The organism is Paraperibacillus marinus, from assembly GCF_046237605.1.
GTDB classification, from domain to species: domain Bacteria; phylum Bacillota; class Bacilli; order Bacillales; family DSM-1321; genus Paraperibacillus; species Paraperibacillus marinus.
Map to the genome: position 1 here is coordinate 3,463,974 of NZ_CP143542.1, position 14,885 is coordinate 3,478,858.

The following is a 14,885-nucleotide window of genomic DNA, read 5'->3' on the forward strand; positions in this document are numbered from 1 at the left end:
TCTTCTTGAAGAAAACAGGCCGGGTTTCCCCGGCCTGTTAATCATGCGTATTTTTTGTTATCTTCTTTGGAGAAAAAACTCTTCATCGAGTGGAAGACATCGGCTTTTTGTTTTAGGATATAATAGCGGAATTTTTCATTATTGATGTTTTTATAAGCGCTCATGAGCGTAGAGTGGCGGTTATATTGATTCACTTCACCATAGCCGAACATATTCGAAACCTTCATCAGCTCGTTCACCAGCTTAACGCAGCGGGCGTTATCAGAGGTCAGGTTATCACCATCTGAAAAATGGAACGGATAGATATTATATCTGGATGGACTATACTTGGTCTCAATCAGCTCCAGTGATTTTCGGTATGCTGAAGAGCATATGGTACCGCCGCTTTCTCCCTTCGAGAAGAAATCCTCCTCTGAAACGACCTTCGCTTCCGTATGATGGGCGATAAATTCAATTTCCACCGTTTCATACCGGGTCCTGAGAAAACGGGTCATCCAGAAAAAGAAGCTTCTGGCCATATACTTTTCCCAAAGTCCCATCGAACCTGACGTGTCCATCATGGCGAGGACAACGGCTTTCGAATCAGGCTTCACCACTTCATTCCAAGTCTTGAATTTCAAATCATCCTTTGTGATCGGATGGAAGCCCGGCTTGCCGCGCATCGCATTCCGCTTAAAGGCCGAAATCATGGTTTTCTTTTTATCGATATTGCCCATGAGCCCTGTTTTTCTTATATCATTGAATTCTATATGTTCAATCGTATGCTCAGCAGTTTCCTTGCGCTGCAGGTTAGGAAGTTCGAGCTCCTTGAATAATGCCTCCTCGATTTCCATAAGGGAAACTTCAGCCTCATAATAATCCTCACCCGACTGATCCCCAGGTCCCTGGCCCTTCCCGGGGCCTTTTTGCTGCTGTGAACCGTCCCTTGCGACAACGTCACCAATCTTGCTGTCTCCGTCGCCCTGGCCCACATGCTTGTTTTTGTCATAATTATAGCGGATTTTATATTCATCTAATGAACGGATCGGAATTTTGACCACATCTCTTCCATTAGACATAACGATGCTTTCCTCCGAAATCAAATCGGGCAGATTATTGCGGATTGCATCCTGCACTCTTTCCTGATGCCGCTGCTGATCATCATATCCTTTGCGATGGAGGGACCAATCTTCTTTCGAAATAACAAACTGGCGATTAGGGTCATCTATCATATTATCTTCCCCTCCTAACTGTTTCACTTCTCCCTGCTTCCATGCAGGCTCTTTAAATAAGGTAAAAAACAAGCCCTGTAACAGGCTCCCAAAAAACTCTAAACTCCCCCAAAAACAAATGGACTGGATTACTCTATCCTATGCAGCTCACCATAAAAATTTCCAAACTTTTTCGACAATTGAGGCAGGTCTCCTTGGGAAATGGGGGACTGTCCCCGGGAAATAATCCGGCCTGTACCTCCGAGACTATGGGGGTGCTGGAATCCGCATTTGGGAAATGGGGCCAGGCCCCCGGGAAATAAAAAAAGAAGCAGCAGCTGCTGCTTCGGGATGTATGGTCATGGCTGATTCAGTTCTTCTTCGTGCTGTACGGGATCAGGGTGCCGCCCCCGCCTGCTGAGCTCTTCGTTGGTGCGCATGTTTTCCATCTGGCTGCCAAGAATCTTCATTTCGTCCATATTTCTGGCCATGGAGCTGTTTTCAGGAATATGATCAAGCTTTTGGTTTTTTCCCAATGTCCTCACTCCTTTGATGGTTAAATACCCGGCTGTGCGGTTCGCAAAACGGTTCCTGAAAAATATAAATAGAAAGAAACACCTGCTTTTTTGCAGGTGTCCTTACTGTTACCGGTTAAGCAGGCTGCCTACATAGCGCAGCAGTTCATTGGCAGAGGTCGTATTATAGCCATGTTCATCCACAAGCCGGGCCACCACTTCATTGATCTTTTTCAACTGCATTTCATCCGGTGTCTTGGAGGATGTGGTGATTTTGACAACATCCTTCAAATCGGCAAACAGCTTCTTCTGGATCGCCTCGCGGAGCCTGTCATGGGAGTTATAATCAAATCGTTTCCCTTTCCTTGCATAAGCAGAGATCCGGATCAATATCTCTTCACGGAAGGACTTCTTGGCATTCTCCGAAATCCCGATCTGTTCCTCTATCGAACGCATCAGCTTTTCGTCCGGATTAATTTCTTCCCCTGTCAGCTGGTCCCTCAGTTTCTGCTTATTGCAGTAGGCCTCCACATTATCCAGATAATTATCCATCAGCGTCTTGGCACTTTCCTCATAAGAATAGACGAATGCTTTCTGTACCTCTTTTTTGGCAATCGTATCGTATTCCTTTCGGGCAACTGATATAAAATTCATGTATCGTTCCCGCAGCTCAGTCGTAATAGACGGATGCTGATCCAGTCCTTCCTTCAAGGATCTAAGGACGTCGAGCGCATTAATGGACGGCACTTCCTTGCGGATGATTGTCGATGAAATCCGGTTTATAACATAACGGGGATCAATGCCGCTCATCCCTTCATCCTGATATTCCTTTTTCAGTTCCTCAAGATCGGCAGAATTGAAGCCTTCCACATTCTCTCCGTCATACAGTCTCATCTTTTTAACAAGGTCGATATCACCCTTCTTCGGATCCTTCAGCCTTGTGAGGATGGAGAACATGGCTGCAACCCTCAAGGTGTGCGGAGCCACATGCACATTGTTCACATCGCTCTCATTAATCATCTTCTCATAAATCTTCTCTTCCTCAGACACCTTCAGATTATAAGGGACAGGCATCACGATGATACGGGAATGCAGGGCCTCATTCTTTTTATTGGATATGAAGGTCCTGTACTCTGTCTCGTTCGTATGGGCGATGATCAGCTCATCAGCGCTGATCAGCGCAAAGCGGCCTGCCTTGAAATTGCCTTCCTGAGTCAGTGAAAGCAAATGCCAAAGGAACTTCTCATCGCACTTCAGCATCTCCTGGAATTCCATCATACCCCGGTTTGCTTTATTCAGCTCTCCATCAAAACGGTAGGCCCTCGGATCGGATTCGGAACCGAACTCAGCGATTGTGGAAAAATCAATGCTTCCCGTTAAATCGGCGATATCCTGGGATTTCGGGTCAGAAGGGCTGAATGTCCCAATCCCCACCCGTTTATCTTCCGACAGGAATATCCTTTCAACCAGCACATCCTCAATCCGGCCATGATACTCCTGCTCGAGCTTCATCATATTCAGCGGTGACAGGTTTCCTTCTATCCGGATGCCATATTCATCATAGAAATCATTGCGGAGATACTGCGGAATAAGATGGAGCGGATCCTCATGCATCGGGCAGCCTTTGATGGCAAAAATCGAACCGGTGTCTGTATGGGAATAGTTTTCAAGTCCCCGCTTCAGCATGGCAACAAGTGTTGACTTCCCGCCGCTCACCGGCCCCATCAAAAGCAGGATCCTTTTCCTGACGTCGAGCCTTTTGGCGGCTGGATGGAAATACTCCTCTACCAGCCTTTCTAATGCCTCTTCAAGCCCAAACAGCTGACCGCTGAAAAAATTATATTTCCTCTGTCCTTCTACTTCTTCAATTCCGGCATCCTTGATCATGTTATATACGCGCGAGTGTGCGGACTGTGCAACCCATGGCTTTTCTTTAAGAAGCTCCAGGTAATCGGCGAAGGTGCCTTCCCATTTTAATTTCTGTTCATCTTCTCGGTATCTTTCAATTTTTTTTAATATATCCATTATGGCTCCTCCTCTGTCCTCTTTCAGAGACGATTAATACACTTTATGCACAGATGCCCAATTACATGAGCCCAAAATCAAAGGAGCCAGTTTTTCATTCACAGCCATAATATATTAGGTTATAATAGGCATAGTGAATGCGCATCCAATACTGGGGTATATTGTAAGACTCCGGTTTTTGGCTATACAAAGGAGGACTTCCCAATGAACTTCATATTAATCCTGGGTGTAACCGTGACTTTCCTTTTTGCCATTTTTACGGGCGGCTATGAAGACAAGCCAGGCTCAAAGTAAGTCCATGAAAAAAGCTGCTTTTGGCAGCTGTCAGACTGCAGGCAGCTTCGATGTAAATCGATTTTGCCTGCAGTCTTTTCATTTGGCTGGAATGTGAAATGGAGCTGCTGATTTCCGTTCCAGGCGCTTCAATCAACAGGTTTTCTGTACACTGTTTAGCATTTGAATGAATTTACCACATAACCTATCAAAAAAGTTTGTTTAAAGTTAGAAAAGGCTGCGCTAGGCGGTATTAAATGTCACTGCCTTGGGGACCGGCTATTGGTCAATAAGGATAACGCAAAAAGGTGTTCGGATGAAGCATCCCGAACACCTTTTGTTGATTAGCATAATCTGCCAAAAGCAGCTTTTTCTACTTTTTATTCAATCCCTTATGCTCCACAAAATCCTTCATGTACATCCTCCGGCCGGTACCCAGCATGGCAGCCATCTGTCCGGTCCAGGTATCTGACCGCTGTCCTCCGGTACGGGCCTGGTAATATTCGGAGATTACGGCGTTGTATTCCTCCAGTCCGGATTGGTATGCCTTTTCATCCTGCTGATACTCTTCTTCCATATAAACGTGCTGAAGCGGAAGCCGCGGCTTTTTATCATTTACATGCAGCGGAGTTCCGATCACCATGCCGAATAATGGGATGACCCGCTCCGGGGTTTTAAGCAGTTTGCTCACTTCGGGCAGATTATTCCGTATTCCGCCGATATAGCAGATCCCCAGTCCCATGGACTCTGCGGCAATGGCCGCATTTTGGGCGGCGAGGGCTGCGTCTATGCAGGCAACCATGAACTTTTCAGTGCTGAGGAGGGATTCCTCCAGATCCTTGTTTTCCATCCGGCCGATGAGCGTATGACGGTACAAATCTGCACAAAATATAAGCAGATGACCATTCTTTTCAACATAAGGCTGGTTTCCCGCCAGTTCTGCAAGTGCCCTTTTTTTCTCCGGGTCGGTAACTCCTATGATGGAGTATGCCTGGATAAAGCTGGATGTGGATGCAGCCTGCGCACTCTCAATAATGTTCCGGATCTGTTCCGGCTGAAGCGGCTTGTCCTCAAATGCCCGCTGTGATCTATGATTTAAAATGGTTTCGATTACATGATTCATCCAATCTCTCCTCTTCTGAATGCCATCCTAGTAAAGTCATGTTATGCTTAAATCTCATCAAGTCAGATTCGAAAACCCCTGCTGCCGCAGCGCTTCATATACCAGGATAGCTGCCGTATTCGAAAGGTTCAGCGATCTTACCTTATCCGTCATCGGGATACGAAGGCACCGCTCCATATTTTCCTCAATCAAATCTTTTGGCAGGCCTGTCGTTTCCCGTCCAAAAACAAAATAAAAATCCTCTTCCGGCTGGCTGTAATCAAAGGAAGTAAAAGCCTTTTCTCCGAATTTCGTGATAAAGAATAGGTTCCCCCCTTCATGATCCCTAAGGAAGTCTTCAAGCGAGTCATGATAATGAATCGCTACATGCTCCCAGTAATCAAGGCCCGCACGCTTCAGCATCTTATCATCGGTAGAAAAGCCAAGCGGGTGTATCAAATGAAGCACGGTGCCGGTTGCGGCGCAGGTTCTTGCGATATTTCCTGTATTTGACGGTATCTGCGGCTGGTATAAAACAATATGTATGGCCAAAAAGGTCACTCCTCATTAATATCTAAGTGCTATTATAAACTTTTTTTCAGTCAGCTTAAATGATTATGAATCGGTTACGATCTTAAAGAACGCATATTTTATACGGGGTGTATACGCGGTTGAGTCTTCATATTTCCAGTACCTCATGCGGCTGTTGGTAGTATGGGCGTTCACCAGCGGCATGCCATAGGCATCCCTGCCGGTCACGATTGTATTATGATTATAGCGTCCGTCCCCTTCAAAATCATAGCAGATGATATCCCCGTATGTCAGTTCCTCCGGCTTTGAGACCATCCTCGTCTTCAAACCCTTTGACCTGCCGAGGTATAATTTAAGAGAATGAGCCACCGCCCAGCTGTAGCTCCAGGTCTTTCCTGTATACCACCAGCCCCGCTGCCGCTGCGGCTGCCCCCACACCGGTGCCCCTCCGGCTCGTAAGCATTGGGAAATAAAGTTTGTACAGTCATCCTGAAACTTTTTATAGCCTGGATTAAATTCATTCCACCATCTTTCTGCATATTGTACAGCTTTGAGCCGATTATATGTATACACCGCCCGTACATCCTCACCCTCCGCCTCCTCAGATTCAGCACTGCTGAACAATACCGGCTGTACATCATCCATGACCATCCGATTTCCTTCAAAGACGGCCTGTCTGTGTTCAATCTCTTCCTCCAGATACAGCAGCTCCTTTTGCTTGATAAGATATTTATAGTGAACATCATAATCGATTGTAATATTCCGCTGTTCCTGACGAACGGATTTTACCATGCCGCCTGCCTTCACATTCACAATCTCAGCCGAACGCTCCCTGAGCGATTCCAGCTTACGGCTTGCCCTTGTACACTCAGCGCGTTCCGCTGAACCGGAGATATAAACGTCCACCCTTTCCTGCAGCAGCTGCTCTAACTGTTCTTTCATGCATATTCCCGCCCTTCGGTTCATCCTTGCTTAAATGTATGTGAGTGGGCTTGGGATATTAACTCAAAAAAAATAACCGGGGGTTCCCGGTTACAGCCTTGTCATGAGCTCCATCCCTTTATCAATCTCAGCAAGAACCTCTGGGTCATTATCTGTTCTTTTCGCCCGTTCCAGCGCTTCCCTGGAATCCTCTCCGCCGATTTTGCCGAGTGCCCAGGCAGCCGTCCCTCTTATCACAGGACGCGGATCATTCTCCATGACCTGTATCAGCTCAGGGACTGCCGTTTCTTCCTTATAATGGGCCAGCGCAATAATTGCATTCCGCTGCAGCGGTTTCTTTCCTCTCCATGAACCGGATATACGGCCGAACTTCTCTTTAAACTCCCGGTTGCTCATCTGGAGCATAGGAGTAAGAAGCGGCTTGGCCACTTCGGGATCTGCCTCCAGCTCAGGATGGAAATGAAAATCCTTGCCTTTGTTTTCCGGACAGACCGTCTGGCAGGTATCACAGCCATAAATCCTGTTCCCGATCTTGGTGCGGAACTCGTCCGGAAGAAATCCTTTTGTCTGGGTCAAGAAGGCAATGCAGCGCTGCGCATCGAGCTGCCCGCCGCCAATAAGCGCCCCGGTCGGGCAGACATCGATACACTTATTGCAGCTTCCGCACCGGTCTTCCATAGGCGCATCCGCCTCAAAAGGGAGATTGGTGATCATTTCGCCTAAATAAACATAGGATCCGAACTCGGGAGTGATAATCGAACAGTTCTTTCCGCTCCAGCCGACGCCTGCGCGCTGTGCCACTGCCCGGTCCACAAGTTCCCCGGTGTCGACCATCGACTGACAGCGGGAATCAGGGACCCTCTCATATATATAAGCTTCCAGCCTGCTGAGCCGGTCACGGAGCACGGCATGATAATCTTCGCCCCAGGATGCCCTGCAGAAGATGCCGCGCCTCTCCCCTCTCTTGCTTTGCTTGGCATTCTTCAATTTTGAAGGATATGCAAGGGCGATAGAAATGATAGAGCGGGGTTCATCAAATATAATGCCGGGATTGGTACGCTTTTCAATGTCCGGTTCTTCAAAACCTGATTGATAGCCAAGCTCCTGCTGACGGATCAGCTTATTCTTCATATCGTCAAAAGTGCTTGCTGTGGTAAAACCGATTTTATCAATCCCGATCGTTTTGCTGTATTCAATAATATCTTGTTTTAACAGGCTATAGTCCATAGTGGAAAACCTCCCTTCTGCTGCACAAAAATGATTATGGTACACTATTTATAAAAAACATGGAGGAATGGCAGTGAATATCCGTATTAGCAATGATCTTTCCGAAAAAATCCCAGGCTTTAAGGCAGCCTGCATTCACTATCATAATATCACGGTCGGTCCCTCCCCCAAAATGATCCAGGGGCGCATCCAGCTGTTCCAGGAAAGTTTGTTCCTCGATTTACAGGAAAAGGTACTCACTGATTATGAAGGCATTAAAGAGTGGCGGAGTATTTTCAAGAAGGCTGGCACTGATCCATCCAGATACCGCCCTTCAGCAGAAGCACTGTTTCGCAGAGTTAAGAAACAGCAATTCCTGCCGCCCATCCACTCCGCCATCGATATCAATAACTTTTTTTCACTGAAGTATGAAATTCCGCTTGGCATCTACGACAGGGATCATATCTCCGGCAATGTCACCATAGCAGCGGGCGGTCCGGACGATGCCTATCAAGGGCTTAATGGCCGTATGAATATGCTGGCTGGCATGATCCTTGCCAGAGACGAGAATGGTCCATTCGGTACGCCATATGTGGATTCAGAGCGGACAAAGGTAACCGAAAACACCGTCAATGCCCTTCAAATCGTTTATTTAAAGCCTTCCATGTATAAAGAAGAAGGCTTAGAGCTTGCCGAGTCAATCAGTTCTATGTTCACACAGGTCCATGGCGGGGAAGCAGAAGTTGAGGTCGTAACAGCCTGAGAGGTTGTTTCGGCTTCTTTCTGCTCGTCCATAAATTAAAAAACGCAATGCTTCGTATGCTAAATACAAAACACTGCGTTGTGACCTATGTATGGAGCGGGTGATGAGAATCGAACTCACGACATCAGCTTGGAAGGCTGAGGTTTTACCATTAAACTACACCCGCATATATTGTCGAAGATTGTTATATCAACTGACAAAAATAATTATAACGCCATTTCAGGAAATAATCAACCCCTATTTAAGAAGTTTGTTCAGTTATAGTTTGGTCAGATTCATAGCAATTTATTCCTCCTTATGAAATGGGAATTTGCTTCAAACATTCTTCCTGACACAAATATATCTTAAGGATTAATCGTATATGATAAATTCACCATTTTCACGCAGCTTTTTTATAGAAGTAACCATATGGTTGATCTGTTCATCTGTGTGTCTTTCCCATGAGCCTAACTCTGCTATGATCTTTAATGGTGATTTGGATCTATATGACCGTGTTGGGTTCCCGGGAAACTTTTTGTCCGTTACGTTCGGGTCATTTTCAAACTCCCCCAAAGGTTCTACAATATAAATTCTTTCCTTTGAATTAGATGCCGCTAACTCTGCACCCCATTTAGCAGCCTCTAATGTTCCAGTGAAATATATATGATTAGATATTTTATCCTGGTAATTTGATAAATAGTTCGGTTCCAGTAAATCTCCAATCTGTAATTGGGCTTTCGTACCATGAAAGAATGGACCCCTATCCAAGACAACTTTTTTGCTGTTCATATTGATACACCTCTAACTTTAAATTTGTGTATACCATTATATTTTCAAATTACTTAAATAGAACTGAATGCGATGACGGAATAACAATTTGATAGGGTAAGGAATCCATTCACCAATCCCCCCGTTAATTTATCTTTAATTATTCGACCGCAAGCTGCTATTTCCTTCATTAAGTTTGCTGCTTCGTTAGTATAATAAGTCAAAAATACATTGCTAATCGCCTCAAAAGTTGAGTCTTCCATCTTCTTCACCCAACCAGCAATTAAAGATTTCACATTTCACAATGATCATCCTGGTGAAGTAACCCTTTTAACAGCTGGCATAAATGGAAATAAGTCTTTTTTGGATTGTTCGTAGTGGTTTGGTGAATGAATTTTTTGATATTTATTCACTTGCCCAATCGAATGACCTTATTCAGGACCAATAAGGCGGCCGGCATTTTTAGCACTAGCCATAATTGTGTAATAACTCCAAGAGTGATAATTGTGGTTTTGTATAAACATTAATTGTTAATTTATGGTGAGCGCCCTGTCTAATACTGTTTAGGCGGAATATATTAGTTTATATCACGATTAAAGGAGGAAATTGGATGGGAGGGAGTCATAAAAAACGCAGCTCGAAACCTGGTCCTAAAAAACCAGGTCCCAAACCTATTAAGTTAAAAAAGCGCATCAAAAAAAATAAATTCAATAAAAAATGGGATGAATGTACTGGAGATGTAAAAGTCAAATGTTCTTGTTCCAAACACATTGAACACGAAAGCTCTTGTTTCGATCACAACCATTGCCCGTGCTGCTGCGGACAGGATCAACTTGAAAGCTCTTGTTTCGAACACAACCATTGCCCGTGCTGCTGCGGAGAACATCAACATGAAAGCTCATGTTTCAATCACAACCATTGCCCGTGCTGCTGCGGACAAAATCAACATGAAAGCTCATGTTCAGAACACCATCACAAAAAAGAGAATTGCAAAAACGACTGTCTATGCAAACTGCTAGGTGAATTCAAACATAAAGAGATAACCATTACAACTAAGTCTTGTTGTGAAAACATTACTGGGGTCCTTCAAAAGGTAAAAGAATGTTGTGTCACAATTGTGGAACCAGGCAGTATTTCTCCTTGTATTCCAAAAAGGATTACTGTCATTCGATGTAAGGATATTGAGAGGTTTTCTGTTGATTTAAATGATAATTGTTAAACATTTAAAGAAAGGAAGTGAAACCAAATTCACTTCCTTTCCCTTTTTTCCATGAAATCAGCGATGGAATAAGTATTTGCCACAAACTTACTTCGCCTTCTTAAAATCGAATCTCTTACATTAGATGTATGGTGCTGAGAAGTATCGTAGCGAATATAGACATATGATTCGTTTGAAAGAGAATATACCTTCATATGATGTTCAGCACATAACTTTTGGAAAAAAGTATCTTCACCCAGATTAACCGAAGGAAAGGAGACTCTTTTAAAAATCTCCTTATTAAAAACTAAAGATGCTCCGCATAAAAAATGAATCTTCTGCCCATGATCATGTTCCGTGATCCAACAGTTTGCATAAGCAGGATTATAAAGCCGTAATTCATACAACTTTTTTAAAAAAATATAAAAGCTGCTTTTACCAACCATATCTGCACCTGTTTGCTTCAAAGCATCATATGACTCCTGCAAATAGCCAGGTCCATAATAATCATCGTCATCCATTTTTGCAATAACATCGTAACTTGCAGCTTCCACCCCTTTATTTAAACACTCTCCTAAACTAGTTTCATCGGGAAATTGCAGAATCTTCGCCTTAATTCCTGTTAAAATATCTTGATCCAAAGTGAAACTCGAAGAATTAAGGACTAGAATAAGTTCCTTTTCCTTCATCGTCTGTTTACGGAAATTGAAGATGATATTATCTACAAAATTCTCCCGATAGGTACAAGCAACAACGGAAATCAAGGTCTCACCTTCCCATCATACATACTTTTCAAAAGAATCCGTATCAGTAATTTTTTACATGTTTCTGAAAGACGAAGGAAGAAGAGAAACAAAAATTCAACTCTGAAATTCGCTTGGACGATGGCCTTTTCCAAAGAAATATAATATCGCTTCAACAATCCTTTTTGATGCATGCCCATCGCCGAATGGATTTGCAATCGTAGACATTGCACGATATGCTTCGGGATTTGTTAATAAAACCTCTACGTTTTGATAAATAGAATTTTCTTGGCAACCAATTAACTTTAAGACACCTGCCTCAATTCCTTCAGGCCTTTCGGTCGTATCTCGAAGTACGAGTACTGGAACACCAAAAGAAGGAGCTTCTTCTTGGATCCCGCCAGAATCCGTTAATACTAGGTGTGACCTGGATATTATGTTATGTGTATCAATCACATCTAAGGGAGGAATGAGATGTATACGGGGATGTTTACCTAAAAATTGTTCTGCGGCCTGTTGTATGATGGGATTTAGATGTACAGGAAAGACAAGTTCAATATCTTTATGATCATCTACACTTCTACGAACTGCTCGAAAAATGTTTTCCATTTTATCGCCAAGATTTTCACGTCTATGAACAGTCATGAACACCAAGCGAGAATTCGTCTGCAAATGTTCTAGTATAGGATTTTGATAATCCGTCTTTACTGTACTCATCATGGCATCTATTACTGTATTTCCTGTAGTAAAAATATATTCGGGGCATACGAATTCTTGTTTTAATTGGTCAGCAGCAGTTCTTGTCGGCGTAAAATGCAGTGTAGCCAGACGATCAGTCAATTGTCTGTTTATTTCTTCCGGAAAAGGAGAGTATTTGTTATAAGTTCTTAAACCTGCCTCCACATGGCCAATTGGAATATGATGATAAAAAGCACTTAACGATGCTGCAAATGTGGTTGTGGTATCCCCATGAACAAGTATGATATCCGGCTTGCTTTTACCAATCACTTCGGACATACCATTTAAAACCTTTGTTGTTATTCCAGTTAATGTCTGACCTCCCTCCATTATATCTAGATCATAATCAGGCTCTATTTGAAAGAATTTTAAAACCTGGTCTAACATCTCTCTATGTTGAGCAGTCACACATACTTTCGAAACAATTTTATTACTCTTTTCCAATTCCTTGATTAACGGGGCCATCTTTATCGCTTCCGGCCTCGTTCCGAACACCGATAAGACAACAATTTTCTTCACCAAACCACTCCTTCAAAATTTATCATCATACACAAGATGTTCCAGGTGCGCGCGGACTAAGAGACATCTTCGATAAAAAATAGGACAATGAGAGTGCGGTTACAAAGTATTCTATTTTTAGAATAAAATGTACAACATACTTGAATTGTCCAAAACCCAAATCATGTGGAAAAGTTTTATGATTAGAAAATGATTAATTTAAGTGGTGTAAATGAGTTGGGGAAATAATGTTGAAAAATGATATCGAATCAAATGATGATTCCCAAAAAGAGCTGTCTATAGGATTACATGCGTTTTATAATCTTCCGTATAAGCAACAATTGAACATTTACGCAAAAAATCTATATCCTCTATTTTCCATGTGTGTTCCTCTACATTTGAACCTCTGATACAAACATAGTTATATTTATCAGTAGAATAAATTTTGAAGTTTTTGGAAATGCAGTCTTTGATGAAAATGGTGTCGGAGCCTCTTCTTACATCCTCGGGGAAACGAACACTATTAAAGATACTCTTTTTGACAATCATAGCGGAACCAGATATTAAATTAACAAACTGATTCTCACGATTCGGAAATCGAAGGGCCAGCACTTTCATCCCTTCCAAATAGGAGTAATACGTTCCTTTCCCAACAATGTCAGTATCCGTATACTCAAATGCATGCATGAGATCTGTGAGAAAGTTTGGAGCATAATAATTATCATCATCAAATTTGGAGACAAAAGGGTATCGCGCATTATCTACAGCAAAATTAAAACACTTTCCCAAGTTAAAATGTTCAGGTATCTGAAAAACTGAAACATTTTCATACATCTTTGCCTTGTTTCGCCATTCTTCTAAGTTCATACCATCTTTATTCAAAATAATAATAAGTTCCTTATTTGGCCACACTTGATTCTCATAATTTTGAAAGACCAAATCCATGGAATGAGATCTATTTGTGCAGGTAATGATTGATACACCACGCACCGGTTCCTCATTTATCCCACTTAATCCTATTTTTTGCAAAATTTCACTGAATCTATGCCGATAAAGATGTTTTGAAAATACAGAGCGTATTCCTAAGAGTGACAATCGTTCTCGATATTGGTCATGCTGGAGAAGCATCTGAAGTTGTTGTTCCACCTCTTCTTCCGTTTGGCAAATAGGTACAATACCACTAAACAGATCAGCTATTCCTTTTGAATAGGTGCTAACTACATTTGTTCCACACGCAAGCAATTCAAACACCCTTCTGGAGAACATAGTGGGACTATCCGTAATGGAGTTTACATTTAAAAAGACCTTATATAATTTATATGCTTTAACCATATTCACATAATCTAGTCCACCTACGATGTATGGATTATATTTTTCAGGATACTTGATAGAATTTATTGATTCTTCGAAATTCCGGTCAAAAATATCTAAACCCAGTTCCATAGCCACTTTAAATATCATTTCCATTTGCTTACTACGTTCTGGGTATTTTTTGGTATACCAGGTGCCCGCGAAAGCAATATTTTTTTTATTCCAAGAAGTTGAATGAACCGGATTGTGGATCATTGGCTGAGCCGCAAAAGGCAGTACAAAAACATTGTCAGTGCTTCCGGCTTTCTTATACTTTTCTATACAATGTGCATCTGTTGTAAAAATATAATCAAATAATTTGGCTGTTTCGATAAAATGATCAAAGTTTGATGGGTCCTCTTTACACCAAAAAACGGTTTTTATGTTGTTTTTTTTGCAGTAGCCGATAACGTCCATTATAGCCGCTCGCGGTTTTTTCTCCAGATCCGTCAATTGGTTCTGCCAGGAACCTTTTTCCCCTCTCCAGGCTGATTCCACAAACAGAAAATGTGGTTTAAATTGATCAATCTGGAACCTCCAAGTTGATCGATGTAATTGTTCAAGAATACACTCATATTTAAAACATTCATAACTGAACGTATCTAAAATACATGCAACCCTAATGTCTGGTCTATTACATTTCGGAAAGCTATATTGAGGGAACTTCTGAATCACATTCAATCCTTCTGTCATGTTAACGGATTCGATTATTTCGTTGCTCATGAATAACACGCCTTTCTTATGATTTGTTTGTTATGGTTGGGTATAAAACATAAATACAAATGTTAATTGCTCATATAAGTAACTCTATTAATCTAGGCTCCTGTGATGTTCTTGTTTATTCAAGGTATCAATCAATTGTTGTTATTATCAACTCCTTGGACTTTTAACGATATTGCAAACGTACAGCTTGGCGAACCCATCCATTTACCTCAATCCCATAACACGTAATTTCATAGTTTAATTCAATGGTATTTGTTATTTTATGAAATGATTCAAATAAGGTATGGACAAACATACAGGACTACAGGAAAAACGTAAAAAGGGCACCAGTCTATGAAATC

At 42.3% G+C, this 14,885-nt stretch carries 14 protein-coding genes and 1 tRNA gene; 2 read left to right on the plus strand and 13 right to left on the minus strand.

All coding sequences use genetic code 11. From position 1 onward, the window contains the following. Positions 1-41: 41 nt before the first annotated feature. From yhbH to queG, 7 genes are all read right to left on the minus strand, one after another. Positions 42-1,211: a sporulation protein YhbH gene (gene yhbH / locus V1498_RS17465; protein ID WP_409299338.1), complete on the minus strand. Its 1,170-nt coding sequence runs from the start codon at positions 1,209-1,211 to the stop codon at positions 42-44. Between the two features lie 338 nt (positions 1,212-1,549). Next, positions 1,550-1,726: a hypothetical protein gene (locus V1498_RS17470; RefSeq protein ID WP_409295003.1), complete on the minus strand. Its 177-nt coding sequence runs from the start codon at positions 1,724-1,726 to the stop codon at positions 1,550-1,552. 108 nt (positions 1,727-1,834) lie between these two features. Then, entirely contained in the window at positions 1,835-3,730 is a 1,896-nt protein-coding gene (locus tag V1498_RS17475; protein ID WP_409295004.1) for a PrkA family serine protein kinase, read from the minus strand. A 646-nt stretch (positions 3,731-4,376) separates the two neighbouring features. Beyond that, positions 4,377-5,126 carry an oxygen-insensitive NADPH nitroreductase gene (nfsA, locus tag V1498_RS17480; RefSeq protein ID WP_409295006.1) on the minus strand — a complete coding sequence of 250 codons (750 nt, stop codon included), beginning with the start codon at positions 5,124-5,126 and terminating at the stop codon, positions 4,377-4,379. A gap of 57 nt (positions 5,127-5,183) precedes the next feature. Further along, complete coding sequence (gene trmL, locus V1498_RS17485) at positions 5,184-5,657, minus strand: tRNA (uridine(34)/cytosine(34)/5-carboxymethylaminomethyluridine(34)-2'-O)-methyltransferase TrmL (protein ID WP_409295008.1); 474 nt, start codon at positions 5,655-5,657, stop codon at positions 5,184-5,186. 63 nt (positions 5,658-5,720) lie between these two features. Next, positions 5,721-6,578 (minus strand): amidase domain-containing protein, encoded by an 858-nt coding sequence (locus V1498_RS17490; protein ID WP_409295009.1) that lies wholly within the window; start codon positions 6,576-6,578, stop codon positions 5,721-5,723. Positions 6,579-6,668: 90 nt separating this feature from the next. Then, entirely contained in the window at positions 6,669-7,805 is a 1,137-nt protein-coding gene (queG, locus tag V1498_RS17495) for a tRNA epoxyqueuosine(34) reductase QueG (protein WP_409295010.1), read from the minus strand. Between the two features lie 73 nt (positions 7,806-7,878). Here queG and V1498_RS17500 point away from each other — a divergent pair, with 73 nt between their 5' ends. Further along, positions 7,879-8,547 carry a B3/4 domain-containing protein gene (locus V1498_RS17500; protein ID WP_409295012.1) on the plus strand — a complete coding sequence of 223 codons (669 nt, stop codon included), beginning with the start codon at positions 7,879-7,881 and terminating at the stop codon, positions 8,545-8,547. Positions 8,548-8,639: 92 nt separating this feature from the next. On the opposite strand, the gene V1498_RS17505 is transcribed toward V1498_RS17500, so the two are convergent. The 3 genes from V1498_RS17505 to V1498_RS17515 all read right to left on the minus strand — a co-directional run bounded on the left by V1498_RS17505 (position 8,640) and on the right by V1498_RS17515 (position 9,590). After that, a tRNA-Gly gene (locus V1498_RS17505) sits at positions 8,640-8,713 on the minus strand. A 185-nt stretch (positions 8,714-8,898) separates the two neighbouring features. After that, complete coding sequence (gene arr / locus V1498_RS17510; protein ID WP_409295014.1) at positions 8,899-9,315, minus strand: NAD(+)--rifampin ADP-ribosyltransferase; 417 nt, start codon at positions 9,313-9,315, stop codon at positions 8,899-8,901. A gap of 53 nt (positions 9,316-9,368) precedes the next feature. Next, on the minus strand, positions 9,369-9,590 hold the full coding sequence (locus tag V1498_RS17515) for a hypothetical protein (RefSeq protein ID WP_409295015.1): 222 nt from the start codon (positions 9,588-9,590) through the stop codon (positions 9,369-9,371). Between the two features lie 474 nt (positions 9,591-10,064). Here V1498_RS17515 and V1498_RS17520 point away from each other — a divergent pair, with 474 nt between their 5' ends. Beyond that, positions 10,065-10,313 (plus strand): hypothetical protein, encoded by a 249-nt coding sequence (locus V1498_RS17520; protein WP_409295017.1) that lies wholly within the window; start codon positions 10,065-10,067, stop codon positions 10,311-10,313. A 229-nt stretch (positions 10,314-10,542) separates the two neighbouring features. Here the strand turns inward: V1498_RS17520 and V1498_RS17525 are convergent, their stop codons facing one another. The 3 genes from V1498_RS17525 to V1498_RS17535 form a co-directional block, all read right to left on the minus strand. Next, positions 10,543-11,256: a glycosyltransferase family 2 protein gene (locus tag V1498_RS17525; RefSeq protein WP_409295019.1), complete on the minus strand. Its 714-nt coding sequence runs from the start codon at positions 11,254-11,256 to the stop codon at positions 10,543-10,545. A 96-nt stretch (positions 11,257-11,352) separates the two neighbouring features. Then, positions 11,353-12,492, minus strand: a complete 1,140-nt coding sequence (gene wecB, locus V1498_RS17530) for a non-hydrolyzing UDP-N-acetylglucosamine 2-epimerase (RefSeq protein WP_409295021.1) — start codon at positions 12,490-12,492, stop codon at positions 11,353-11,355. Positions 12,493-12,768: 276 nt separating this feature from the next. Next, positions 12,769-14,544, minus strand: a complete 1,776-nt coding sequence (locus V1498_RS17535) for a glycosyltransferase family protein (protein WP_409295023.1) — start codon at positions 14,542-14,544, stop codon at positions 12,769-12,771. Positions 14,545-14,885: the final 341 nt, after the last annotated feature.